This is a genomic window from Thiobaca trueperi (assembly GCF_004342175.1).
GTDB classification, from domain to species: Bacteria; Pseudomonadota; Gammaproteobacteria; order Chromatiales; family Chromatiaceae; genus Thiobaca; species Thiobaca trueperi.
Map to the genome: position 1 here is coordinate 146,812 of NZ_SMAO01000001.1, position 25,646 is coordinate 172,457.

21 protein-coding genes and 1 tRNA gene are annotated in these 25,646 nt (G+C 63.7%); 11 read left to right on the top strand and 11 right to left on the bottom strand.

Features of this window, described 5'->3' with window-relative positions; all coding sequences use genetic code 11:
• Positions 1-109 precede the first annotated feature (109 nt).
• The 9 genes from asd to EDC35_RS00650 all read left to right on the top strand — a co-directional run bounded on the left by asd (position 110) and on the right by EDC35_RS00650 (position 11,045).
• Positions 110-1,225 (top strand): aspartate-semialdehyde dehydrogenase, encoded by a 1,116-nt coding sequence (gene asd / locus EDC35_RS00610; RefSeq protein ID WP_132974915.1) that lies wholly within the window; start codon positions 110-112, stop codon positions 1,223-1,225.
• Positions 1,226-1,348: 123 nt separating this feature from the next.
• Positions 1,349-4,252, top strand: a complete 2,904-nt coding sequence (locus EDC35_RS00615; protein ID WP_132974916.1) for a FimV/HubP family polar landmark protein — start codon at positions 1,349-1,351, stop codon at positions 4,250-4,252.
• A 17-nt stretch (positions 4,253-4,269) separates the two neighbouring features.
• Complete coding sequence (truA, locus tag EDC35_RS00620) at positions 4,270-5,058, top strand: tRNA pseudouridine(38-40) synthase TruA (protein ID WP_243651352.1); 789 nt, start codon at positions 4,270-4,272, stop codon at positions 5,056-5,058.
• Between the two features lie 29 nt (positions 5,059-5,087).
• Entirely contained in the window at positions 5,088-5,720 is a 633-nt protein-coding gene (locus EDC35_RS00625; protein ID WP_132975629.1) for a phosphoribosylanthranilate isomerase, read from the top strand.
• Positions 5,701-6,951, top strand: coding sequence for a tryptophan synthase subunit beta (gene trpB, locus EDC35_RS00630; RefSeq protein WP_132974917.1), 1,251 nt, complete (start codon positions 5,701-5,703; stop codon positions 6,949-6,951). Before EDC35_RS00625 ends, trpB begins: the two co-directional genes overlap by 20 nt.
• Entirely contained in the window at positions 6,948-7,760 is an 813-nt protein-coding gene (gene trpA / locus EDC35_RS00635; protein WP_132974918.1) for a tryptophan synthase subunit alpha, read from the top strand. The genes trpB and trpA overlap by 4 nt, the downstream gene beginning before the upstream one ends.
• Before the next feature lie 75 nt (positions 7,761-7,835).
• Positions 7,836-8,729: an acetyl-CoA carboxylase, carboxyltransferase subunit beta gene (gene accD, locus EDC35_RS00640; protein ID WP_132975631.1), complete on the top strand. Its 894-nt coding sequence runs from the start codon at positions 7,836-7,838 to the stop codon at positions 8,727-8,729.
• 225 nt (positions 8,730-8,954) lie between these two features.
• Entirely contained in the window at positions 8,955-10,388 is a 1,434-nt protein-coding gene (gene ccoG / locus EDC35_RS00645) for a cytochrome c oxidase accessory protein CcoG (protein WP_243651387.1), read from the top strand.
• 138 nt (positions 10,389-10,526) lie between these two features.
• Positions 10,527-11,045, top strand: a complete 519-nt coding sequence (locus EDC35_RS00650; RefSeq protein WP_132974920.1) for a FixH family protein — start codon at positions 10,527-10,529, stop codon at positions 11,043-11,045.
• Between the two features lie 14 nt (positions 11,046-11,059).
• Here the strand turns inward: EDC35_RS00650 and bioD are convergent, their stop codons facing one another.
• The 8 genes from bioD to EDC35_RS00690 all read right to left on the bottom strand — a co-directional run bounded on the left by bioD (position 11,060) and on the right by EDC35_RS00690 (position 19,142).
• Positions 11,060-11,701 (bottom strand): dethiobiotin synthase, encoded by a 642-nt coding sequence (gene bioD / locus EDC35_RS00655; protein WP_132974921.1) that lies wholly within the window; start codon positions 11,699-11,701, stop codon positions 11,060-11,062.
• Positions 11,698-12,579 (bottom strand): malonyl-ACP O-methyltransferase BioC, encoded by an 882-nt coding sequence (gene bioC / locus EDC35_RS00660; protein WP_132974922.1) that lies wholly within the window; start codon positions 12,577-12,579, stop codon positions 11,698-11,700. The genes bioD and bioC overlap by 4 nt, the downstream gene beginning before the upstream one ends.
• Positions 12,570-13,343 carry a pimeloyl-ACP methyl ester esterase BioH gene (gene bioH / locus EDC35_RS00665; protein WP_132974923.1) on the bottom strand — a complete coding sequence of 258 codons (774 nt, stop codon included), beginning with the start codon at positions 13,341-13,343 and terminating at the stop codon, positions 12,570-12,572. Before bioH ends, bioC begins: the two co-directional genes overlap by 10 nt.
• 55 nt (positions 13,344-13,398) lie before the next feature.
• Positions 13,399-14,727, bottom strand: a complete 1,329-nt coding sequence (gene rlmD, locus EDC35_RS00670; protein WP_132974924.1) for a 23S rRNA (uracil(1939)-C(5))-methyltransferase RlmD — start codon at positions 14,725-14,727, stop codon at positions 13,399-13,401.
• 293 nt (positions 14,728-15,020) lie between these two features.
• Entirely contained in the window at positions 15,021-15,665 is a 645-nt protein-coding gene (locus EDC35_RS00675; protein WP_132974925.1) for a PqiC family protein, read from the bottom strand.
• Positions 15,662-17,380: a PqiB family protein gene (locus EDC35_RS00680; RefSeq protein WP_132974926.1), complete on the bottom strand. Its 1,719-nt coding sequence runs from the start codon at positions 17,378-17,380 to the stop codon at positions 15,662-15,664. The genes EDC35_RS00675 and EDC35_RS00680 overlap by 4 nt, the downstream gene beginning before the upstream one ends.
• Positions 17,331-18,665, bottom strand: a complete 1,335-nt coding sequence (locus EDC35_RS00685) for a paraquat-inducible protein A (RefSeq protein ID WP_132974927.1) — start codon at positions 18,663-18,665, stop codon at positions 17,331-17,333. The genes EDC35_RS00680 and EDC35_RS00685 overlap by 50 nt, the downstream gene beginning before the upstream one ends.
• Before the next feature lie 45 nt (positions 18,666-18,710).
• The gene (locus tag EDC35_RS00690) at positions 18,711-19,142 is read right to left on the bottom strand and encodes a hypothetical protein (protein ID WP_132974928.1); all 432 of its coding nucleotides are present in this window, start codon (positions 19,140-19,142) and stop codon (positions 18,711-18,713) included.
• A 176-nt stretch (positions 19,143-19,318) separates the two neighbouring features.
• Here EDC35_RS00690 and murJ point away from each other — a divergent pair, with 176 nt between their 5' ends.
• Positions 19,319-20,854 carry a murein biosynthesis integral membrane protein MurJ gene (gene murJ / locus EDC35_RS00695; RefSeq protein WP_207896035.1) on the top strand — a complete coding sequence of 512 codons (1,536 nt, stop codon included), beginning with the start codon at positions 19,319-19,321 and terminating at the stop codon, positions 20,852-20,854.
• A gap of 71 nt (positions 20,855-20,925) precedes the next feature.
• A tRNA-Thr gene (locus EDC35_RS00700) sits at positions 20,926-21,001 on the top strand.
• A 258-nt stretch (positions 21,002-21,259) separates the two neighbouring features.
• On the opposite strand, the gene EDC35_RS00705 is transcribed toward EDC35_RS00700, so the two are convergent.
• The 3 genes from EDC35_RS00705 to glnE form a co-directional block, all read right to left on the bottom strand.
• Positions 21,260-21,457, bottom strand: a complete 198-nt coding sequence (locus tag EDC35_RS00705; protein ID WP_132974929.1) for a zinc-finger domain-containing protein — start codon at positions 21,455-21,457, stop codon at positions 21,260-21,262.
• Between the two features lie 210 nt (positions 21,458-21,667).
• Positions 21,668-22,591, bottom strand: a complete 924-nt coding sequence (locus EDC35_RS00710; RefSeq protein ID WP_132974930.1) for a branched-chain amino acid transaminase — start codon at positions 22,589-22,591, stop codon at positions 21,668-21,670.
• A 169-nt stretch (positions 22,592-22,760) separates the two neighbouring features.
• Positions 22,761-25,646, bottom strand: a complete 2,886-nt coding sequence (gene glnE, locus EDC35_RS00715) for a bifunctional [glutamate--ammonia ligase]-adenylyl-L-tyrosine phosphorylase/[glutamate--ammonia-ligase] adenylyltransferase (protein ID WP_132975635.1) — start codon at positions 25,644-25,646, stop codon at positions 22,761-22,763.

The following is a 25,646-nucleotide window of genomic DNA, read 5'->3' on the forward strand; positions in this document are numbered from 1 at the left end:
GAAGATTCATGGTTTTTCAATGCGTAAAAAAACCTGTGAATCCTGCGAAATCCTGTTAATCCTGTCCATTTATTAAGAATCTCGAAATACTGTTTTGCGGGGCGTTGTGATGAATCGGGTTGGTTTCGTCGGTTGGCGTGGCATGGTCGGTTCGGTCCTGATGGACCGGATGCGTGCGGAGAACGATTTTGCGCGGATCGCGGAGCCGGTCTTTTTCACCACCTCGCAGGTCGGTCAGCCCGGCCCGGATGTGGGGCGCGGGGCGCAGCCGCTGCTGGACGCCGAGTCGCTCGATGCGCTGCGCGAGATGGATGTGATCGTCACCTGTCAGGGCGGCGACTACACCAAATCCATCCATCCGCGTCTGCGCGCGAGCGGCTGGGACGGCTACTGGATCGATGCGGCATCGGCGCTGCGCATGGAGCCGAACGCGACCATCATCCTGGATCCGGTCAACGGCCATGTCATCGACGCGGCGCTGGATGCCGGTCAGCGCGATTTCATCGGCGGCAACTGCACCGTCAGCCTGATGCTCATGGCGATTGGCGGTCTCTTCCATGCGGGACTGGTGGAATGGGTCAGCGCCATGACCTATCAGGCGGCCTCGGGCGCAGGCGCCAAAAACATGCGCGAACTGCTGGAGCAGATGGGTGCGCTCCATGCGTCCGTCCGTCCGCTGCTGGCGGATCCGGCGTCGGCGATCCTCGACATCGACCGGGGTGTGACCGAGACCATGCGCGATGCCGGCTTTCCGACCGCCAGTTTCGGCGCGCCGCTGGCCGGCAGCCTCATTCCCTGGATCGATACCCAGCTCGAAAACGGGCAGAGTCGCGAGGAATGGAAGGGTCAGGCCGAGACCAATCGGATTCTGGGGCTGGAGACAGCGCCGATTCCGGTCGATGGTCTCTGCGTGCGGGTCGGCGCCATGCGCTGTCACAGTCAGGGTCTGACCATCAAGCTCACCCGCGATGTCCCCCTGCCCGAGATCGAGCAGTTGATTGCCGGTGCCAATGAGTGGGTACGGGTGATCCCGAATGATCGCTCCTTGACCGTGCGTGAACTCTCGCCAGCGGCTGTCACGGGAACCCTGAGCGTTCCGGTCGGACGTCTGCGCAAGATGAATCTGGGGCCGGATTATCTGTCCGCCTTTACAGTCGGCGATCAGTTGTTGTGGGGCGCTGCCGAGCCCTTGCGGCGGATGCTCGCCATTCTGGCTGATCGCTGATCAGGTCGGTTTGCCGCGTGCGTCAGTTATTGGTGAAACAGGGACGATCAGATATAGTTCTGCCGCAGTAGGGTGATTCACATCGCTGATTGCTGTCTGTTGCTTGAAGCACGGGGGAGTAGGATGTCTCGCAAGCTCATTCTGGCATCGACCATGAGCATGATTCTGGCCGGCGCCGATGCCTTTGCCCTGGGTCTGGGCGGGCTGCGCACGCAATCGGCCCTGAATCAGCCCTTTGTCGGTGAGATCGATCTGCACGATGTCAAGCCTGATGAAGTGGATGCGGTCAAGGTCTCGATTGCCTCGCAGCAGGCTTTCGACAAGGCCGGGCTGGAGCGTTATTACTATCTGACCAATCTGCGTTTCACCCCCGAGGTCTCGCCTCAGGGCAAACCGCTGATTCGGATCTCAAGCCGCGATCCGATCCGCGAGCCCTACATGGATCTGCTCATTGAAGCCGTCTGGCCCGGCGGGCGGCTGGTGAAGGAATACACGGTTCTGCTGGATCCGCCAGTGCTTACCAGCCGACAGACCGCGCGGGTCGAGACACCAAGCGCGGGCGCTCACTCACCGGCTGCTGCACCGCCGTCAGGCGTCGGCGTGACACCGTCCTCTGCCTACCTCCCCGCGCCCGGCGATGGTTTCCCGCTGTATGTCGGTCCCATCGGCTCGGGTGCCGGCTTGTGGCGACTGGCGCGCGAGCACGGCCCTGCCGACGCCACCACGGCGCAGACCGCGATGGCGCTGTACCGCAACAATCAGCACGCCTTCGTGCGCGGCAATATCAACCGTCTGATTCTTGGCAAGACCCTGGTCATCCCGACCCGCGCCGAGCTTTTTGCGCTCGATCCGGCGGCGGCGGAACGCGACTATGCCACCGCGTTGCGCGGCGGTCCGGCCCGTCGCGAGCCGATCACCGGCATTCCTCCCGACGCACTTTCCCGCCTGCGGATTGCTGGGGCGACCTCCGAGACGGCGCCACCCGCCGTGTCTCCCACGTCTGCTGTGCCGGGTGCACCCTCTTCCGCCGTCCCTGCGCCAGCCATGGAGCAGGATCTGTTGCGTGCGCTGGAGACCAGCGAGAGCACGCGCCAGGAGGCCGTCGAACTCCGGGATCGCATCAAGGAGCTGGAAACGCAACTGGCGGATATCCAGACCCTGCTGCAACTGCGCAACGCCGAGCTGGCGCGCGCCCAGGCAGGCGAGCAGCCGACCGACACGTCACTCCCCGTCTCGATGCCGGTCCCAACGCCGGCTCCGCTGGATTCCGAGCTGGATGGAAGGCTGGAGCCTGCAACGGTCGCCTTGCCCGAGGGCGCGCCCACGCCCCCGGTTGACACCGCGTCGGTTGCGCCAGGCGATACGCAGCTGACCACCGAGCCGCCGTCCACCACCGAAGCGGGTCTTCTGCCGGTACCCGTGCCGACGTCGAGCGATGCTGCGCTCCTGCCGGTGCCGCAGCCTGAACCGGCCGCTGCTCCACCTGAGCCGGCTACCGCCCCAACGCCTCCGCCTCAAACCCCGCCCCCAGCGGCCCAGAGCACTGTCCCAGCCGCAGAGGAAGACGCCTCGACCTGGCATGCGCTGCTGCTGCCGCTGGCCGGATTCGCCGCTGTGACCGCACTGGGTATCCTGGTGTTTTCCTGGGTGACGGCGCGACGCCGTCGTCGCGAGGAAGCCGAGGGGGACGAGGATGATCTGTCGCTGGATGTGTTCGATCTCGCGGAACCCATTGCCGACTCAACCCCGTCGCGCGTGACGCCGGAATCCGAGCGGCCGGGCGCGCCTGTCACCCTGACCAAGGCCGAGCAGCCGGAGTCTGAGCTGGAATCGGTGCCCGTATCCGACCCGCTGTCGCGTCCGATCACGAACACCGACGATGGCGATGGCGCTGATTCAGCCCTGTTGCCCATGTCGTCTCTCAGCAATTTCGATGCTGAGACGGACGAGGCGGACGTCCTGTCCGAGGCGGATATCTACATTGCTTACGGACGCCATGGCGAGGCGCAGGAACTCCTGCGCAATGAAATGAGGCGTTACCCGAATCGCCTGGACATCAAATTCAAGCTGGCTGAGGCTTATGCCGGCACGAAGGATGTGCGGTTGCTGGCGGAATTGATGCAAACGATCAAGGCCGCTGGCGGTGATCGTGCCGAACCGGCTCAATGGAAGCGGTTGCAAAGCCTGGCAGGTTCCGCTGATTCGGCTGGTGAAATGCCTGTGGGTGCGAATCGGACTGCGTCCGATGACGCCACGCCGGTTGCGCGGCGTGTGCCTGAGCCGATGCTGCCTGACACCTTGACTGATTCGCAGGATCTGGGGCTGGACGATGTCTTTTCGCTGGACATCAGTGACATTCAGCGTGCGCTCCCGAATTCCACTGAACCATCGCCAGCGGAATCTGCCACGGTCGCCAATGCCTTGCGTGCTGGCGAGCCGGAGCATCAGGTCCAGCCGAAATTCACCGACGACTTCCTGCGCGATCTGGCCCCGGCAGCGGCGCCGGCATTCGATGACGTGCATCTGGATCTGGATTCGTTCGGCGATGCGCTCACTGTGCCGGCATCCAGGGACAAAGGCGTCTTGCGGCCGGAACCTGCACGCGATCTCCGGACGCCTGCCGACGATGGTTCCGAACTGGTGCTGACGCTGGACGAACCGCGCCCGGCGCTCGATGACGATCTGGATTCGGTCTTCAATGATGAGCCGACCCTGGCGCGCAACGAATTCGCTGGCGCCAAACCGTCCGGATCCAATCCCCTGCCGCTCCTGTCGCCGGGTCAGGACGAATTTAACGGAGTGGGTCTGCCGCCCGTGCAGGAAAGCGTGCCGACCGATCTGCTGTCTTCGCAGTGGCAGATGGATTCGGGCATCTGGGACGAGACCGCGACCAAGCTCGATCTGGCCCGTGCCTACATCGAAATGGATGATGCCGAGGCGGCGCGCGAGATTCTTGGCGAGGTCATCGCCGAGGGTCGCGACGAACAGCGCGCCGAAGCGGAGGCGCTGCTGCGCAAGCTGGCGTGACTGAGCCAGCGGGTGGCATGACGCGGATCGTGATGGGGGTCGAATACGACGGCACCGCCTTTCGCGGCTGGCAGACCCAGCAGCCGGGGGTGCGCACTGTCCAGACCTGTCTGGAGTCCGCCGTCAGCCGGGTCGCCGATCATCCTGTGACCGTGCATGCCGCCGGACGTACCGACGCCGGGGTCCATGCGCTCGAACAGGTGGTGCATTTCGATACCACGGCGATCCGGCGCGAGCGATCCTGGGTCTTGGGCTGCAATGTGAATCTGCCGCCCGACATCGCGGTGCATTGGGCGCATCCCATCGAAGCGGATTTCCATGCGCGTTTCAGCGCCATCGCCCGGCATTATCGTTACCGGATTCTGGTCAGGCGGACCCGTTCCGCCCTGCACGCTGATCGCGCGGTCTGGGTGCATACGCCCCTGGATCTGGCACTGATGCGTCAGGCTGGTGCGGTGCTGGTTGGGGAGCACGATTTTTCGAGCTTTCGCGCTGTCGCCTGTCAGGCCAAAAGCCCGATCCGTCGGGTCCATTATCTGGATCTGACCGAAGCGGACGGGATCATCACCCTGCATATCGGCGCCAACGGTTTTCTGCATCACATGGTGCGCAACATTGCCGGTGTGCTGCTGAAGATCGGGCGCGGCGACGCCCCGGTGAGCTGGGCGTCCGAGGTGCTGGCGGCGCGTGACCGCACCCTGGGCGGCGTCACCGCGCCGCCCCAGGGACTTTATTTCGTGCGTGCCGATTATCCGCACACCTTCGTGCTGCCTCAGCAGGAACAGGCCGGACCATCCCTTGATTGACTTCCATGACCCCCAGTGAACCGTCGCGCATGACCCGCACCCGCGTTAAGATCTGCGGTCTGACCCGCGCGTCCGATGTCGAGGCCGCCGTCGCCGCTGGCGCGGATGCGGTCGGCTTCGTCTTCTATCCGCCGAGCCCGCGCGCGGTGACGCCTGAGCAGGCGCGGCACCTCTGCGAGCGTCTGCCGCCATTCGTGAGCGCGGTCGGACTCTTCGTCGATGCCGATCCCGCCGTGGTGCGCGCAACCCTGGAACAGGTGCCGCTCGATCTGCTGCAATTCCACGGCGACGAGGCACCGGAAGACTGTGCGGGTTGCGGACGCCGCTGGATCAAGGCTGTTCGCATGCGTCCCGACATCGACCTGCTGGCCGAGCAGGCGCGTTATCGTGGCGCCGCCGGACTCCTGCTCGACACCTTCGAGCCGGGACGCGCCGGTGGCACCGGGCAGCGTTTCGACTGGTCGCGCATTCCGGCCGCCATCGCCGGTTCCATCGTGCTGGCCGGCGGGCTCGACCCCGCCAACGTGGCCGAGGCCGTCGTCTGCGTGCGGCCCTATGGCGTCGATGTCAGCGGCGGGGTCGAGATCACCAAAGGCATCAAGGACCGCGACCGCATTTTCGCTTTCATGCAAGAGGTAAGAAATGGCGACATACGCCGATAAGAGCCATGCGCAGCGCATGGAGTCAGATCCGGGGGCGCTCTATGACCTGCCGGACGCACAGGGGCACTTCGGGCCTTACGGCGGACTCTTCGTCCCCGAGACCCTGATGCATCCGCTGGAGGAACTGCGTCTGGCCTACGAGCGCTGCAAGGCCGATCCCGCCTTCCAGGCCGAGATGGATGCCGATCTGCGCGATTATGTGGGCCGGCCTTCGCCGCTCTATCACGCCGAGCGCTGGAGCCGCGAACTCGGCGGCGCGCAGATCTATCTCAAGCGCGAGGATCTCAATCACACCGGCGCGCACAAGGTCAACAACACCATCGGTCAGGCGCTGCTCGCCAGGCGGATGGGCAAGACCCGCATCATCGCCGAGACCGGCGCCGGTCAGCATGGCGTCGCCAGCGCCACGGTCGCCGCACGCCTGGGCCTGGAATGCGTGGTGTACATGGGCGAGGTCGATGTCGCCCGCCAGGAGGCCAATGTCTACCGCATGCGTCTGCTCGGTGCGCGGGTCGTGCCCGTCACCTCCGGCTCGCGCACACTCAAGGATGCGCTCAACGAGGCGATGCGCGACTGGGTGACCAACATCGACAACACCTTCTACATCATCGGCACCGTCGCCGGGCCGCATCCCTATCCCATGATGGTGCGCGACTTCCAGACCGTGATCGGACGCGAGGCCCGCGCCCAGATGCTGGAACGCACCGGTCGTCTGCCGGACGCACTGGTCGCCTGTGTCGGCGGCGGCTCCAATGCCATCGGGCTCTTTTATCCCTTCATCGATGACCGCGAGGTCGCCATCTACGGCATCGAGGCGGCGGGCGAGGGGATCGCGACCGGGCATCATGCCGCGCCGCTGACCGCCGGCCGGCCGGGCGTACTGCACGGCAACCGCACCTATCTGATGGAAGACGACAACGGTCAGATCATCGAGACCCACTCCATCTCGGCCGGTCTCGACTACCCCGGCGTGGGTCCCGAGCACTCCTGGCTCAAGGACAGCGGGCGCGCCAAGTACGATGCCGTCACCGACGACGAGGCGCTGGCTGCCTTCCATCATCTGACCCGGACCGAGGGCATCATCCCGGCCCTCGAATCGAGCCACGCACTCGCCTACGCCCACAAACTCGCCCCGACCCTGCGTCCCGACCAGAGCATTCTGGTCAATCTCTCCGGTCGCGGCGACAAAGACATGCATACGGTCGCCAGTCGCGACGGGTTGGTGTTATGAGCCGCATCGCACAACGCTTTACTCAACTGCGGGAACAGGGGCGCACCGCGCTCATCCCCTTCGTCACCGCCGGCGATCCGCGCCCGGAAACCACGGTGCCGCTGATGCATGCCATGGTCGCCGCTGGCGTGGATCTGATCGAGCTGGGCGTGCCCTTCTCGGATCCGATGGCTGACGGGCCGGTGATCCAGCGCGCCACCGAACGCGCCCTGGCGCATGGCGTCTCGCTGACTGATGTGCTTGGGATGGTCAGCCGCTTCCGCGAGCAGGATTCTGAAACCCCGGTGGTGCTCATGGGCTATCTGAATCCCATTGAGGTCATGGGCTATGAGTCCTTTTCGCGACAGGCCCAGGCCGCCGGGGTCGATGGCGCGCTGATCGTCGATCTGCCGCCTGAGGAAGGACATGACCTGGTCGCGACCATGAAGGCGCACACGCTGGATCTGGTCTATCTGCTGGCACCGACTTCCACCGATGCGCGGATCCGGCGCATCGGCGAGGTCGCCAGCGGCTTCGTTTATTACGTCTCGGTCAAGGGCGTGACCGGTGCGGGCAATCTGGATACGGATGCCGTCGCCGAGAAGGTCGGCACGATCAAATCGCTAATCAAACTGCCGGTCGGGGTGGGCTTTGGCATCCGCGACGCCGAGACCGCCGCCCTGGTCGCACAGGTCGCGGATGCCGTGATCGTCGGCAGCGCCATCGTCAGCCGCATCGAATCGCTGGCCGAGACTCCCGAGCTGATTCCGGGATCGATCACCGATTTCCTCGCCGGTCTGCGCGGGGCTATCGATGTGGTGGATGACTGACCCATGCGCAAACAACCCAATCCGAACGATCCGCAGCCAACCGAATCCGAAACCAGCGCCACCTTCAAACATGCGATGGACATGGGCAAAAGCTGGTTCGAGCGGCTGATTCCGAGCCGCATCCGTATCGAGTCCAGCACCAAACGCACCGTGCCCGAGGGCGTCTGGGCCAAGTGTCCCGGCTGTCAGGCGATCCTCTATCGCGCCGAGCTGGAGCGCAATCTGGAGGTCTGCCCCAAATGCAGCCATCACAATCGTCTGAGCGCGCGCCGTCGGCTCGATGCCTTTCTCGATCCCGAAGGGCGCGAGGAGATCGGCGGGGAGCTTGAATCGCTCGACCCGCTCAAGTTCAAGGATCTGAAGAAATACAAGGAGCGTCTCGCGCAGGCGCAAAAGCAGTCAGGCGAAAAAGAGGCGCTGATCGTCATGCGCGGTCGGCTCAAGGATGTCCCCATCGTGGCCTCCGCCTTCGAGTTCGGTTTCATGGGCGGCTCGATGGGCTCGGTAGTCGGCGAGCGTTTCGTGCGCGGGGTGAATGCCGCGCTGGAGCAGGATTCGCCCTATGTCTGTTTTTCAGCCAGCGGCGGCGCACGGATGCAGGAAAGCCTGTTTTCGCTGATGCAGATGGCCAAGACCAGCGCCGCGCTCGGCCAGATGCGCGCGCGCGCGCTGCCCTTCATCTCGGTCATGACCGACCCCACCATGGGCGGTGTCTCGGCCAGTCTGGCGATGCTGGGTGATGTGAATATCGCCGAACCCGGCGCGCTCATCGGCTTCGCCGGCCCGCGTGTCATCGAGCAGACGGTGCGCGAGCAACTGCCCGAAGGCTTCCAGCGCAGCGAATTCCTGCTCGACAAGGGCGCGCTCGACATGATCCTCGATCGCCGCGATCTGCGCGAACGCATCGCCGACCTGCTCGCGATCCTGGCCCATCGTCCGCGTTACTGTCGCAATATCGTGCCGGTTTAAACCGCGTCCAGTGCGACATGCGTAATTTTCAATTTGTGTTTAGCTCTGGGGAAGTCAACGACATCAGTGGAGACGCGGTTTAAAATTTCATGTTATTGAATATCTTAAACCGCGCCAGCGCCGATAATCCTTGAGTTTGCCAGGGCCGATCCGATCCACAAAGATCGCATATCGTGCTGAGCGCGGTTTGGGAGATGCCTTCAACTCCAGGAGATGGTCAACTTGATCACGAGCAAGCATGATGCGCCTCATCCATCCGCCGTCGATGATCTCTATGACGAAGCCGATCACTGGCACGTCAACACCGGCGGCCAGACGATCCACGCCAAGCGCATTGAGGGACGCTGGCGCCGGATCAAATGGCTGACGGCATCGGTCTGGCTGATCTATTTCCTCGGTCCCTATCTGCGCTGGGACGGTCAGCAGGCGGTGCTCTTCGATATTCCGAACCGGCAGTACCATCTCTTTTCCACGACCGTGCTGCCGCAGGATTTCTGGATGCTCTCGCTCCTGCTGCTCTTCTTCGCGATCCTGCTCGCCGTCGTCACGGCGCTGGTCGGACGGGTCTGGTGCGGTTTTTTCTGCTTTCAGACGGTCTGGACCGATATCTATACCCTGATCGAGGAAAAACTCGAAGGACCGCCGCCCGCGCGCCGCAAGCTCGACCAGTCGCCCATCAGTCTGGACAAGCTGCGCCTCAAGGCCATCAAACATGCGCTCTGGCTGCTCATCGGCTTCCTGACCGGTTTCAGTTTCGTCTCCTGGTTCACCGATGCACCGACGCTCTGGACCACCTTCTTCGTTGGCGAGGCAAACGGCGCGGCCTATATCACCGTGGCGCTGTTCACGGTCGGCACCTATGTGCTGGCGGGCTTTCTGCGCGAACAGACCTGTTTCTGGCTCTGTCCTTACGCGCGCATCCAGGGCGTGATGCTGGACACCACCACCATCGTCCCGACCTATGACCGGGCGCGCGGCGAGCCACGCGGCCGGGTCAGGCGGGATGTCGCAGGGGAGGGGCGTGCCAGTGGTGACTGTGTGGATTGCAATCAGTGTGTCGCCGTCTGTCCGACCGGCATCGACATCCGCCACGGTCAGCAGGAAGGCTGCATCACCTGCGCGCTCTGTCTCGACGCCTGCGATCAGGTCATGGACAAGGTCGGACGTCCGCGAGGACTGATCCGCTATGCCTCGCTCGACGAACTCGAAGGCCGACCGGTCAGAAACCTGCTCAGACGCCCGCGCGTCTGGGTCTACTCGACGATTCTGCTGCTGTCGCTGTCGGGCATTCTCTATGGCCTGACCGCCATTGCCCCGCTCGAACTCAAGGCGCTGCATGAGCGCGCACCGCTCTATGTCCTCTTGAGCGATGGCTCGATCCAAAACAGATACACCCTCAAGATCCTGAACAAGTCGCCCGAGCGACTGGCGGTGACCATCCGCGTTTCCGGTCATGATGACCTGACGCTGGTCGATGCCGGGAAGCCGGTGATGACCGAGCCGGGGGGCGTGACCCCGACGACCGTCTTCGTCAGGATCCCCAAACGTGCGCTTGCCGCCGAACAGCAGGGCATCGTTTTCCATGCCGAGGCGATTCGCGATACGGGTCTCCGGGTCGAAGCGGAACGCGAGAGCGTCTTTGTCGGACCCCGGCCATAAGGCGCGTTACCCGCCTGACAGGCCGTCAATGGACAGGATTAACAGGATGACTCAAGATTCACAAGATTAAAAACAATAGCTTGAAAATCCTGTCCATCCTGGAAAATCCTGTTAATCCTGTCTATTCGGAGAGATTCCATGACCACTGAAACAGCCCCGACCATCCAGGCCCAAACCCCCGCCCTGCGCAACCCCTGGGTCATCGGCTGGATTGGGCTGGTCGTGGCCGTGCTCACCGTGAATCTCATCATGGTCTATCTGGCGATCTCGACCAGTCCGGGGCTGGTGAACGCCGACTATTACGAGCGCGGACAGGATTACGAGCAGACGCTGCTGTCACGTCAGGCGCGCAGCCCGCACTGGACCATGCGCGCCGATATTCCCCAGCCGCTGCGGGTCGGCGAGCCGCAGTCCGTCCGCATCGTGCTGGTCGATCGCGCCGGTCAGCCGGTCGAGGCCGATGCCGTGACCTTCTTCGCCTATCGTCCGGCGGACGCCGGACGCGATTTTTCGCTGCCCATGATCCGCGAAGACAAGGGCCGCTATGTGGTCAAGGCCGCCTTCCCCCTGATCGGGGTGTGGGACACCCTGATCGCGGTGCAGTCCGGCGCAGACGAATACAGCGTCAGCGAGCGGGTGAACGTAGACGGATCCTGACATCTGCGGTCAGTTCATTGCGCCACAGCCGGTGGCTCAAACCAGGGGATGACGCCCAGACAGGGCGCCGTCATCCGTGCTTCAAGGGTCGCGAGATTAGCGTCACGGGCCACCATCTCGGGATCGACCTGATTGGCGACCCAGCCGGCCAGCCGGCAGCCGCTGGCGCGGATGCTGTCTGCCGTCAGCAGCGCATGGTTGATGCAGCCAAGCTTGAGTCCGACGACCAGAATCACCGGCAGATCGAGCGCGCGCGGGATGTCGCCGACGAACAGATCCGCACCCAGCGGCACCCTCCAGCCGCCGACGCCTTCCACGATGACCCGGTCTGCGGCCTGTCGCAGCGCCGCGTAAGCGGTTTCGATGACCGCCAGCTCGATCCGAACCCCGGCCTCGTCCGCCGCCAGATGCGGCGCGATCGGCGGGGCGAAGGCATAGGGATTGATCCGTGCATAGGGTTGCACGCTGCTGCCCTGCATCAGCAGCCGCTGTGCATCCTCGTTGCGCAGTCCATCGGGGGTGGTCAGACAGCCGCTGGCCACGGGTTTCATGCCGAGCACGTTCAATCCCTGGGCCTGCAAGGCCGCCATCAAACCGAGACTGATCTCGGTCTTGCCGCAGCCGGTGTCGGTTCCCGTCACAAAGAGACCGCTCATGTTGGTCCGGTGCTCCGTCCCCGACCGCCGATGGCGTCAACCGGAATGGCGAACTCAGCGGCGACCGGCTGGCGTTCCAGCGCCCAGGCGTGACCATAGACCACTTCATAGCTGGCGGGCAGTCGTCCGTCGCAGCGATGGCGCTCATAGGCCTGTTCGACCGCCGCGAGTCGCGCCCGCCCGGTCAACCCGCGCGGTCGTTCGCTGGTGGCGTTATTCGCGCCCAGGGTCTTGAGATCGCGCATCAGATCGCGCGTCCGCTCATAGGTGAGGGTCAGACGCTCGGCATCCATGACCACATCCGCGAAGCGCGCCCGCACCAGCGCATCGCCGATATCGTGCATGTCCAGGAATGCACTCACATGCGACTGTCCGTCCACCTCGCTCCAGGACTGACGCAGCTCGGTGAGCGTGTCCGGGCCGAAGGTCGTGAACATGAAGAGCCCGCCCGGTCGTAACACGCGACGACATTCGTCGAACGTCCGCTCCAGGTCATTGCACCATTGCAGGGTGGCGTTGGAGACGATCAGATCCACCGCGCCATCGTTCAGCGGCAGGGTCTCGGCATCGGCGCAGATGCACAGCGGGCGGCGCAGCGGGCCGCCGCGCTGACGCGCCTGACGCAGCATCCCCTGCGCAAAATCCAGCGCGATCACCTGCGCCTCGTGATAGCGACGCTGAAGCCCGTCGATGGCATAACCGGTGCCGGTCCCCAGATCCAGAATCCGGAGTGGTTCGAGCCGCACATAATCGAGCCGTTCCAGCAGGCGGTCGGTGATCTCGCGCTGGAGCACGGCGACGCTGTCATAGTCTGTCGCCGCCTGATCGAAGCGGTGACGCGCGCGCATTTTATCGATGGGTTTACTGCTCAGGCGCATGCTGCCTGCCCGTCGAGGAAGTCTCGAATCGCCGCCGCCGTCGCGGTCGGGTGGGAGAGATGCGGCGCATGCGCGGCGCCCGCGATGACCCGGGTTTGCGCCCCCGGCATCAGACATTCGACCCGCTCAGCCACGCGGGGCGGCACCAGGGCGTCGTGAGAGCCGAAGATCCAGAGCGCCGGACAGCGAATATCCGGGAGCCTTCCGCGCAGGTCTTCGTCCCGCAACAGATCCAGCCCCAGCGACAGCGCGTCCGGCTGTGGGGGAGGGCGGCTGTCCAGTTCCTGCCGCAGGGTGCGCAGGGTGTCGCGGGCGGATTCGCTGCCACGCACCTGAAGCGCGAGAAAGCGCGCGAGCGTCGCGACAGGATCCTGGGCCAGATCGGCATGGAACTGGTCGAGCGTCGTCTCCGGCATGGCCGGCGTCCAGTCCACCGCCTGCACGAAACGGGGCGTCGCGGTCAGCAGGATCAACCCTGTCACCCGCTTGGGCGCACGCAGCGCCGCCGCCAGCGCGACCAGTCCGCCAAGCGACCAGCCCAGCCAGATCGCCTGCTCGGGGGCGGCCTCCAGACAGGCATCGGCCCAGCTCCAGAGACTGTCGAGCCGGGGTTGAAAGGGGCTTGCGCCATGTCCCGGCAATTCGATGCGATGCTGGTCAAGACCCTGCCAGCACGCGGAGCAGCCGTCCCAGACGGCCGCATTCATGCCCCAGCCGTGGAGCATGACGACATCTTGATCAAGCGAAAGGGCGTTTTTTTGCATTAAACCGCGTCCGGAAAATCACGAAAATTCAGGCTTATGTCCTAGAATGAGCCGTTCACAGCCGCCGCTCAAAGAGCGCCATGGACTCCACATGCGCGGTATGCGGGAACATGTCCATGACGCCCGCCGCCTTGAGTTCATAGCCGAGTCCGTTCACCAGTCGATCCGCATCCCGCGCCAGGGTGGCGGGATAGCAGGAGACATAGAGGATGCGCTCGATCCCGAGCCGGGGCAGCCAGTCCAGCACTTGCAGCGCGCCGCTGCGTGGCGGGTCCAGCAGCGCCTTGGTGTAGCCCTCGCGCATCCAGGGCTCAAGCTCCAGCTCGCCATAGAGATCCGCCGTATAAAAGCGCGCATTGTCGATCCCGTTGGCCCTGGCATTGGCCTGCGCCCGCGCCACCAGACCCGCCTCGCCCTCGACGCCGACCACGGATGCCGTCTGGCGGGCCAGGGGCAGGGTGAAATTGCCGAGCCCGCAGAAGAGATCCAGCACCTGCTCGTCCGGCTGAGCGTCCAGCAATTCCAGCGCCCGATCCACCATCAGCCGGTTCAATTCCAGATTGACCTGGGTGAAATCGCTTGGCTCAAAGTCGATGCGGACCTCGTGGCGGGGCAGCCTGTAGTGCAGGTCGATGCCCTGTCCCGGCAGGGGACGGATGGTCTCGGGTCCGCCCTCCTGGAGATAGACATGGAAACCCTCGCGCTCGGCCAGCGTCAGCAGCACCCCGAGATCGGAGGCGCTGGGCGGCTGCATGACCCGGAACACCAGCACGCAGGGGGTGTCGCCCATCGCGACCTCGATCTGTGGCACCTGGTCGCGGATGCTCAACTGGTCAACCGTCTCGGCGAGGATCTGGAGTCGCTCGCCGACGCTGGGATGCAGCACCTCGCAGCGGCTCAGATCGGCCAGAAAGGCGTTGCCGCGCTCGCGAAAGCCGACCAGGGTGCGTCCTTTCTTGATGACATGACGCACCCCGAGCCGCGCCTTGCGGCGGTAGCCCCAGTGGTCGGCTACCAGCGGCTCCAGCCAGCGTTGCGGCGTCACCTTGCCGATGCGACTGAACACATCCGCCAGACTCGCCTGCTTCATTTGAATCTGCGCATCGGCATCCAGGTGTTGCAGACTGCAACCGCCGCAGAGGCCGAAATGCGGACATCTGGGCTCGACGCGATCAGGTGCCGCGCGCAGCACCTCGACAACCCTTCCCTCATCGAAGCGGCGCTGAAGGCGGGTATAACGGAAGCGCACCCGCTCGCCCGCCAGCGCGCCATCGACAAAAACCGCCTTGCCGTCGATATGGGTCAGTCCACGGCCTTCGTGGGTCAGCGATTCGATCTCAGCCTCAATGGGCTCCTGGGGAAGTGGTTTGCGTTTTTTCGACATGGACCTGTTGTGCTGGTGAAGCGGAATGGATGGAGACTGCGTGACAGTTAAACCGCGCTTGTTGCGGTATGTGATCGTTGAGGATTGAGCCGGCCTTGGCAGAATCGACGGACGTTCGAGCGGGCGCGATTTAAGATATTAAAAAATATAAAATTTTAAACTGCGTCTCCACTGATGGAGATGACATCTCCAAAGCTAAACACAAACTGAAAATCACGCATGTTGCGCTGGACGCAGTTTAAGATGATTTCCTGGAAATCTTATACCAACGATCAGGAATCGTTAGACCGGATTCAGGATGGGGGGTCTTGATCGGCGTGATCTGCCGGAGCGGGCGCTGTTTGAAATCTGGGCAGACCAGACACCACTGTCGCCACCTCCCGGCTGAAATCGCCGAGTACAGCACTGAGTGCGGCGATCAGCGCCTCGTCATCGCCGGGTGAGGCCAGCGGGCGACGATAGCGGCTCTCGCGCGCGATCAGCACGGTTTCGAGATCGCCATCCAGCACTGTCCAGCGCACCTTGAGCAGCGCCTGACCCTCAGGTGTGCCTTCAAAGGCGAGCACATCGGCGGCGATGCGCAGATCCGGCAGTGCGCGAACCTCGCTCGGGAAGATGAGGATCTGGCCGGTGCCGAGCAACTGGCCGAGGTTCTCGCTCCAGACCCGCAGAAAATCGTCCTGGATGGTGCCACCCCAGCGATGGAATTCGTTCAGCGTCAGTCGATTGCCGCTGGCGCGCGAGACAATCTGCGGTCGATCCAGAAAGACCGGGAAGGTCACGGGGCCGAGCCCGATGGCCAGGTCGGACGTATCTGCCGCCGCCTGGCTTGCGGCGGGCGGCAGGGACGAGAGACTGTAGAAGGTTGACGGCGGCGTGCTCGCACAGCCGAGCAGTGTCAGCGCGCCCAGGATGCTCAGACATGGCAGGAATTTCATCGCCCGGCCCTCCCTTTCCCTTGCAGCAGCGCCTCGGGATGACGCTCCAGATAGTCGGTCAGCAGCCGCAGCGAACGCGATGCGGCGGAGATTTCGCGGAACATGCGTTCCATCTCGATCATGGTCGGTGAACTGGCGGCGATGGTCTGATCCATGCTCCTGAAGGCCACAGTGGTCTGGCGCAGGGTCTCGACCAGTTCCGGTGCGACCCGGTCGTTGAGTTGTCCGGCGGTCGCGCGCACGGCGGCCAGCGTGCCTTCCAGTTCGACAATGGACTGTTTGAGTTCCGGCGCGTTGACCAGGGCGTTGGCCCCGGCGGCGGTCTCTGCCAGATCGCGCCCGATCTGATCCAGCGGAATCGTTTCCAGCTTGTCCAGGATGTTGGTGAGCTTGGTCGTCAGCGCCTCAAGCTGAGCCGGCAGGGTCGGGATCACCTGATAACCGCCATAGTGCGCGACCTTCTCCGTTTTGGCCTCGGGATAGACATCCAGATCGACGTAAAGCTGCCCCGTCAGCAGACTGCCGGATTTGAGCTGTCCGCGCAGACCGCTATCGACCAGCCGGTTCACCATCTGCGTCTCCTCCAGGCGTTCGTCGCCCTGGATCGCGATGCGGTCGGGTTCGACTTCGATCAATACCGGGATCTGAAATTGATCATCCGCGACATTGAACTGAAGCTGGATGTCGAGCACCCGGCCAATATCGATCCCCTTCAGCATGACCGGCGCGCCGATGCTCAGGCCGCGCACCGAGCCGCTGAAGAACAGCAGATAACGCTCCTTGCGCGAATAGGTCTTGGCATAGGCGGCCTCGCGGCTCGAATAGAGATGAAACAGCGGCGGCTCGCTCCCCGTTACGGCAGCCACCGGCGGTTCAGCCGGACGCGCCGCGTCGATGGTCTCCGGGGTATCGAAAGACACCCCGCCGATCAGAACCGACAGCAGCGATTGTGTATCGACGCTGATTCCTGCCGCCGAGAGCGAGAAATCGATTCCGCTTGCGTTCCAGAAGCGGGTGTTGGCCGACACCAGACGATCATGCGGCGAGGAGACGAAGATTTCGATGCTCACCGCCTGACCGTCCGCATCCAGCGCATAGCCGACCACCTGTCCCACCTGGATCTGACGGTAGGCGACCGGCGCGCCGATGTTGAGCGAACCCAGGGTCGGCGAGCGCAGGATGAAACGCTGTCCGGGCTCGGCTGTGGTGAAGAGCGGCGGCTCTTCGAGCCCTTTGAAATCACGCCGCGCCTGACCCTCGGTGCCCGGATCCAGGGCGATGAAGGCGCCGGACAGCAGGGTATCGAGCCCCGAGACTCCACTCAGGGTGACGCGCGGACGTTCGACCCAGAAACGGGTGTTTTCGGTCAGAAACTCAGCGAATCCGGGCTTGAGTTCGGCGGTCACGATCACTGTCTTGAGATCCGCGCTGACATTGATGGCGGTCACCTGACCCACGTCCACATCCTTGAATTTCACCTTGGTCTGACCCGCCGCGAGTCCCGAGGCGGTCTTGAATTCAATGTTGATGACCGGCCCGCGTTCGGCGAAGGTCTTGACCGCCAGCCAGCCGCCAATGACCACCGCCACCAGCGGAATCAGCCACACCAGCGAGAAATCGCCGCGCGCGCGGACGACCGCCTGCGGCAGCGGTTCAACGGGATCGTCAGAGGGTTGCCGGCTCACGACTGATGGATTGTTTGCGGTCTCCGACATGCTCCGGCTCCAGGGCGTCCCAGATCAGTCTGGGATCGAATGACATGGCGGCGAGCATGGTGAGGATCACGACCGCGCAAAAGAAGATGGCCCCGGACTCCGCCTGGACACTCGCCAGATTCCCCAGACGCAGCAGCGCTACCAGGATGGTGACCACATAAATATCCACCATCGACCAGCGTCCGATCAGCTCGATGATCCGATAGAGCCGGGTCCGGTCACGGGGACGCCAGGTCCAGCGCCACTGCACCGACACTAGCAGCAGGATCAGGATCAGCAGCTTGAGGAGCGGCACGAAGACGCTGGCGATAAAGACCACGGCGGCCAGCGGCCACATGCCATGTTCCAGCAGAAAGACGACACCGCTGAAGATGGTATCCGATTGGGTGCGCCCGAGCGAGGTCACGGTCATGATCGGCAGCAGATTGGCCGGGATATAAAAGATGATCGCCGCCAGCAGCAGCGCCCAGGTGCGCTGGAGGCTCCGTGGTTTACGCCGGTGCAGCACCTCGGTACAGCGCGGACAGTGCCACTGTCCCGACCGCGCGCGACCCGGCACCCGCGACCAGAGAGGATCGAAACGCCGGGGCACCCAGACAGCGGACGCGCGGTGCATGACCAGTTCGCAGACGCCGCACGCCAGATGATCATCACCCGGACGCAGCGGGCGCGACAGGTCCGTCGCCACCGGCACCCGCGACCACACCAGATCCGGATCCAGCGCCGCCTGCGCCGCCGCCAGCACCAGGATCAGCACCCCGAAGGCGAAGAGCGAGGCGCCGGGGACGATGGTCGCCATCTCCGACAGCTTCACCACCGAGACCAGAATCCCCAGCATGAAGACATCCATCATGCCCCAGGGTGTCAGATGCCGCACCCAGCGGAAGAGACGCGGCAGCCAGGGCGGCAGCGCCTCGACCGACAGGGGGATCAGCACCGCCAGCAGGAGCAGCAGTTGCAGACCCGGCGCGACGATGCTGGTGAAAAGCACCACGCCGGCGATGAACCAGTTTCCGCCCTGATAGAGATCCGTGACGCCCGTCAGCAGTGTGGTCTGGGTCGATTGTCCCTGCATCTCGAACGCGAGAAAGGGAAAGCTGTTGGCGACGATGAAGAGCACGATCCCGGCCAGGGTCAGCGCCAGCGAGCGGTTCAGACTGTCCGGGCGGTCGCGATGCAGCACTCCGCCACAGCGCGCGCATTCCGCCACCCCGCCCGGCGGTAGCGGCGGATTGCGCTGGAGCAGACCGCATTCGAGACATTCGGTCAGCGGATCATGGGGCACGGTCGTGGGTCGTGTCCTGTCTCAGACATCCCATCAGACGGCAGGCTAAGGTCGTCCCAGTTTGATTCCCTGTTTCTGATACCAGGCCCGATCCAGCGCCCAGATGACCGATTCCACATCAGGCTCTGCCAGCATCACCTGGATGGCCTGCATTTCATGCGCCCTGAATCGATCGCTGGCGGCGCGCATGGCCGGATCGTCGGCTGCCTTGCCGGCCAGTGTGGGATCGATCTGGACCAGAAACGGCTCAAGCGGCATTTCGGACGCATGCGGACTCGTCAGGGTGACGATGCCATTGAGGAACAGCAGGGCACGGAACTCATAGGGGTAGGCCGCCAGCATGGGATCCTGTTTCAACGCATCGTTGAGCTGCCAGATGCGCGGGGTCATGTCGATGCGGTGCCAGACCATCGACAGCACCAGCAGGATGAGGATGATGGCGGAAATGATGATGGCGTTGCGATTCAGGCGATCCATAAATTGTTCAAAACCCCTCGGTCATGTCGTCATGTCGAATGGCGCGCCGACCAGACAGACCGCTCAGGCGCACTCCAAGGGTGTCATCATGCTTGGATGACCCGGCAGGGCGCAAGTCGATCACACCCGGTCGCCGCCCGGCCCTATAATCCGCGCCTTTTGCGGAGCCTGAAACGGTGGTCTCACTCGCAGCCTCCATGACCCGGGTCGGCGGCAATACCCTGCTGTCGCGCGTCCTCGGCTTTGTCCGGGATCTGGTAGTGGCCCATGTCTTCGGCGCCAACGGCGTTACTGACGCCTTCTTTGTCGCCTTCAAGATCCCGAACTTCATGCGTCGCCTCTTCGCCGAAGGCGCCTTCTCGATGGCCTTCGTGCCGGTCCTGAACGCGTATCGCGAAAAACGCGGATTCGCGGCACTCAAATCCTTCGTCGATGACATCGCCGGCACGCTGGGGCTCGCGCTGCTGCTGATCACGGTGCTCGGCGTGCTGGCCGCCCCGGTGCTGGTCCTGATCTTCGCGCCCGGCTTTACGGAAGACACCGCGCAGCGCGAACTGGCGACCGCCATGCTGCGGCTGACCTTCCCCTATCTGCTGTTCATTTCGCTCACCGCCTTTGCCGGCGGCATCCTGAACACCTACGAACGCTTCGGCGTCCCGGCCTTCACCCCGGTGCTGCTGAATCTGCTGCTGATCGCCTGCGCGCTCTGGCTGGCGCCCCGGATGGAACAGCCGATCATGGCACTGGCCTGGGGCGTGCTGTTTGCCGGCATCGCGCAACTGGCCTTTCAGATCCCCTTTCTGATCCGGCTCGGACTGCTGCCGCGCCCGCGCCTGAACATCAGAGACCCAGGTGTCAGACGTGTCGCCCGGCTCATGGGGCCGGCGCTGTTCGGGGTCTCGGTCGCGCAGATCAGCCTGCTGCTGGACACCCTGCTGGCGTCTTTTCTGACCACCGGCAGCATCTCCTGGCTCTATTATTCCGACCGTCTGATGGAGTTTCCGCTGGGGATTCTCGCCGTCGCGCTCGGCACCGTGATCCTGCCGCGACTCTCGCAGCGTCATGCCGCAGACGACCCCGAATCCTTCTCACACACCCTGGACTGGGCGCTGCGCTGGATCCTGCTGCTCGGCGTCCCGTCCGCCGTGGGTCTGCTGGCCCTCTCCGGCCCCTTGATGGCGACACTCTTCCATTCGGGCGAATTCGGGGCGGAGGATGTGACCATGGCGGCCCGCAGTCTCATGGCGTATTCGCTCGGACTCGTCGGCTTCATGGGCATCAAAATCCTTGCTCCCGGCTACTATGCCCGTCAGGACATGAAGACCCCGGTGCGGATCGCCGTCATCGCCCTGCTGACCGGGCTGGTCTGTAACCTGATTCTCATGTTTCCGCTGGGGCATGCCGGTTTGGCATTGGGGACCGCCATCGCCGCCACCCTGAACGCCGGACTGCTGGTGCGTGGACTGCTGCAGGAGGGCATCTGGCGTCCGCGCCCCGGCTGGACGCGACTGCTGCTACAGGGGTTGAGCGCCAGTCTGGCGATGGGCCTCGTGCTCCTTCTGGGTGTCGATGCAACCCCTGACTGGATCGCGATGGCGTCGGGCGAGCGGATTGCGCAGTTGCTGATGTGGATCGTCATCGGCGGCGCTGTCTATGTCGGCACGCTGTTCGTCAGCGGGATCCGTCCGCGACATCTGCTGACGCCTTCCTGAATCCGGCTTTTCGTAAGTTGCCATTTCCTGTTGAGGATGCCTGGCAAAGTCACTATACTTGCGCGCCTGTTGCCGATGTAGCTCAGTTGGTAGAGCAACGCATTCGTAATGCGTAGGTCGGCGGTTCGAATCCGCCCATCGGCTCCATAAATTCAATGGCTTAGGCGAGGCTCAGGTCGCATCGGTCGTCCGGAATCGCCTCACAAAGCATCAGGCCGTGTCATCCATTGTGTCACGCGCGAAAATTGCGTCACGCGCAAAAAAACCGGCCTTGAGCCGGTTTTCTTTTGCCTGGACGCCGGGGTGATCGGCGTCGGCAATGTGCCCCAGTCAGTTCAAGCGCCGCTCGATGCGTTCCACCCGAGCGACCGGCCTATCCATTTCGACCTGATGGCGGGTGGTCTCTCAATCGCTCAGGACATAGTGCGCGCCGCAATAGGGGCAGACTGACTCCCCGCCCGGCTCATCCTCAATGGGCAGATAGACCCGTGGGTGCAGGTTCCAGACCAGGGCATCCGGCAGCGGGCAGGAGAGCGGGAGATCCCGGCGGCTGACCGGGATGGGTTGCTCCAGCGGACGGGTCGCCGTGGCGGTATTGGACATGAACTGAGCCCCCGTGATTCAGATCGCGAATAGACAGGATTAACAGGACTTTTCAGGATGGACAGGATTCTTTAAATCGTAACGTCATCCCGATGCTGTTCGTTGTCGTTGTCGAAAATTCGTAAATCGACAACGACAACGACCGGAGACGGCATCGGAACATCAGCACGGCGGCACTGGACAGTTAAAATCCTGTCCAATTGACGACCTTTAAACCAGCGTCAGCCACTCGGGATGGCGGTCGCGGCGTCCGTGGACCTGATCGAAATAGAGGCTTTGCAGACGCTCGGTGATGGGGCCGCGTGTGCCTGAACCGATGGCGCGTCCGTCGATCTCGCGGATCGGCGTCACCTCGGCGGCGGTGCCGGTGAAAAAGGCTTCATCGGCGATATAGACCTCGTCGCGGGTGATGCGCTTTTCCACCACCGGGATGTCGAGTTCAGCGCAGAGCGTCATGACGGTGCGGCGGGTGATGCCGTCGAGTGCGGAGGTCAGATCCGGGGTATAGATGACGCCATCGCGCACGATGAAGACGTTCTCGCCGCTGCCTTCCATTACGTAGCCGGAGGCGTCGAGCAATAGCGCCTCGTCATAACCGTCGCGCACCGCTTCCTGTAGAGCCAGCATGGAGTTGGCGTAGCTGCCGGTGGCCTTGGCCCGACACATGGTGACGTTCACATGATGACGGGTGTAGGACGAGACCCGGATGCGGATCCCGTGCTTCATGTTGTCCTCGCCCAGATAGGAGCCCCATTCCCAGGCGGCCACCACGCAGTGGACCCTGAGATTATCGGCGCGGATGCCCATGCCTTCCGCGCCATAGAAACACAGCGGGCGGATATAGGCGGACGCCAGATTGTTCTCGCGCACCACCGCGCACTGGGCGGCGTTCAGGGTCTCGCGGTCCCAGGGAATGGTCATGCCGAAGATGTGGGCCGAATTGAAGAGACGGTTGGTATGCTCCTGCAAGCGAAAAATGGCCGCGCCCCGGGATGTTTTATAGGCACGGACGCCCTCGAAGACACCCATGCCATAGTGCAGGGTATGAGTCAGAACGTGGGTCTTGGCCTCGCGCCAGGGCACCATTTCGCCATCCATCCAGATCAGACCGTCGCGGTCCGCCATCGTCGCCATGTCTTCACTCCGCCAGGTTCGGGAAACGTCCCGAGTTCTTAAAAAGGTCAGCTTTCAGATTGAACCAAAAAATTCCGGAATCAAAATGGACAGGATTAACAGGATTTCGCAGGATGGACAGGATTGTTAAATCTGTGTTTTTAAATCCTGTTAATCGTGAAACATCCTGTTAATCCTGTCCATTGACGGCCTCTCGGTGAGCATCCTCCATCAAAGCTCGCCACAACTCCCGCACCCGCCCGCGTTCGGCTTCGAGCTGATCGAGCGGGATGGTCTTGGGCTGTTCCTGCAGTGCACTGCGATGATAGGCCGCGCGCAGTGCCTTGTAGGCGTCGGTGAGCTCCTGCGCCGATTGTCCGGGCAGGAGATCAAACCGCGCCAGGGTTGCGAGCTGCCGGATATTGTCGGTCCAGTCAGCCAGCGTCGGATAGTCCGCCGCCCACCGCAGAACGGCGTATTGAACCATAAACTCGATATCCGCAATACCGCCGGCGCCCTGCTTGAGATCAAAACGCCCACCGCCGGTCCGATCGAGGCTGGCGCGCATTTTAGCGCGCATCTCGCGCACCTCGGTGCGTAACTGCTCAGGATCGCGCGGGCGACACAGCACGGCGCGTCGGACTTCATCGAAGCGCCGGGCCAGCGCCGGATCGCCAGCCACCGGACGCGCGCGGGTCAGCGCCTGATGCTCCCAGGTCCAGGCCGCCGTTTCCTGATAATTCGCAAACGACGCCAGTGAGCGCACCAGCATGCCCTTGGTGCCGTCCGGGCGCAGACGCATGTCGATCTCATAGAGCGCGCCGGTCGCGGTGCGCGTGGTCATCATATGAATGATGCGCTGGCCGAGCCGGTTGTAGAACTGCTCGTTGCTGATCGATCTGGGGCCATCGGTCATGGCCGTTACCGATTCGCTGCCGTGGATGAAGACCAGATCCAGATCCGAGCCATAGCCCAGTTCGATGCCGCCGAGCTTGCCATAGCCGAGCGCCAGGAACCCCGTGTCCTCGCCCAGGATGGCGGTCGGTCGGCCATGCCGCGCGACCAGATGGGCGAAGGCCAGACGCAGCACGCGCGCGACCGCGACCTCGGCGATCTCGGTCAGATAATCGCTGACCACCATCAGCGGGATGACCTCGGTCAGATCGGCGGCGGCCACCCGCAGCATGTTGCCCTGCGCGAACTGATGCAGCCGTTCCATCTGCTGTTCCAGGTCCTCTGCGTCCACCGGCGCCAGCAGTGCGTCGAGTTCGGATTCCAGCTCGTCGCGACGCAGCGGGGCATAAAGCCGGCGGGTGTCGATCAGCTCGTCCAGCAGCAGCGGATGACGGGCGATCCGGTCGGTGAACCAGGGGCTCATACCGGCCAGACAGGCCAGTTGCGCGAGGATGCCCGGATGCTCGCTCAACATCGCGAGATAGGCCGTCCGCTGCATGACGGATTCGAGCACGCGCAGCATCCGCTCCAGCACCCGATCCGGTTGTCCGCTGGCGGCGATGAGGCGCAGTACCTGAGGCATCAGGTGCCCCAGGCGATCATGACCGCGCGCACTGAGTCCTTTACGGGCGGTTGCATCGCGGAACTGCGCGATCCGGGTGCGTGCGACCTCAGGGTCGGCAAACCCGGACGCTTTCAGCAGCTCCAGTTCATGCGCCGGTTCGTGGCAGCCGTTCCACAGCATGCCCAGATTGATGTCGCCCGGTTCGGCTTCCTCAACCGGTGCGGCAAAGACGTGATCGAACTGCTCCTGTACCCGCTGCCGATGTTCCGCCAGCACCGCAGCGAAAGCCGTCCAGTCGGCGAAGCCCATGGAGCGCGCCAGACGTAAACGGTTGACCGCGTCATCCGGCAGGGTATGGGTCTGTTTGTCGCGATACGCCTGGAGCCGGTTTTCGACCAGACGCAGGAACACATAGGCCGCGTCGAGTCGTGCGATCACCTCAGCGGGCATCAGATCCCGGTCTGCCAGACAGGCCAGCACCTGTCGAATCGGTCGCACCTGCAACGCCGGGTCACGCCCGCCGCGTACCAGTTGGAACGCCTGACCGATGAATTCGATCTCGCGGATGCCGCCGGGGCCGAGTTTGATGTTGGCGTCCATGCCGCGCCGGTAGAGCTCCTTGGCGATCATCCGTTTGAGGTCGCGCAGCGACTCGAAGGCGCCGAAATCCAGATAGCGGCGATAGACGAAGGGTCGCAGCATCGCCATGAGCTGATCCCTGTCAGCCGGATCGCCAGCCACCGGGCGCGCCTTGATCATGGCGTAGCGTTCCCATTCGCGCGCCTGCGACTGGTAATAGTCCTCCATCGCCTGAAAGCTCATCGCCAGCGGGCCAACCTCGCCGAAGGGACGCAGGCGCGTATCGACCCGGAACACGAAGCCATCAACGGTCGCGCTAGCCAGTGACTGCACCAGCCGTTGTGCAAGCCGCACGAAGAACTGCTCATTGCTCAGGGCGCGCGGGCTCCCCGTCACCTCGCCGGTCTGTGCAAAGGCAAAGATCAGATCGATGTCCGAACTCAGATTCAACTCGCGCGCGCCGAGCTTGCCCATCGCCAGCACCACCAGCCGCTGTGGTCGTCCCTCAGCGTCGCGGGGCGTGCCCAGTTCGGCGCAGGTCCAGTCGTGGAGGCGCGCCAGCGCGGCGTCAATGCAGACATCCGCCAGCTCGGAGAGGTCTTCCAGGGTTTCCGGCAAGGGCGCGCGTTCGGCGATGTCGCGCCAGATGATGCGCAGCATCTCGCGGCGGCGGAAGATCCGCAGCGCACGCTGCAAGGACGGCTCGTCGGTCACGCTGGCAAGCGCCGTCTCCAGCCGTTGAGCCAGATCGCCCGCGCCATAGACCGACTCCAGATCGCCGCTCGCGATCAGCTCGGCGAAGTCGGCGGGATGCCGCGCGGCAGTGATGGCGACATATTCGCTCGCCTCCCACACCCGCGCGCGGGCCTGAGTGAAAGCGGGATCGGCGGGGACGGCGATACCCTGCGTGCCGGCCCAGTCCAGCCAGGTCAGCCAGTGCGCCTCGGTTGCCGGATCCTGATTGGTGTGGTCGGACAT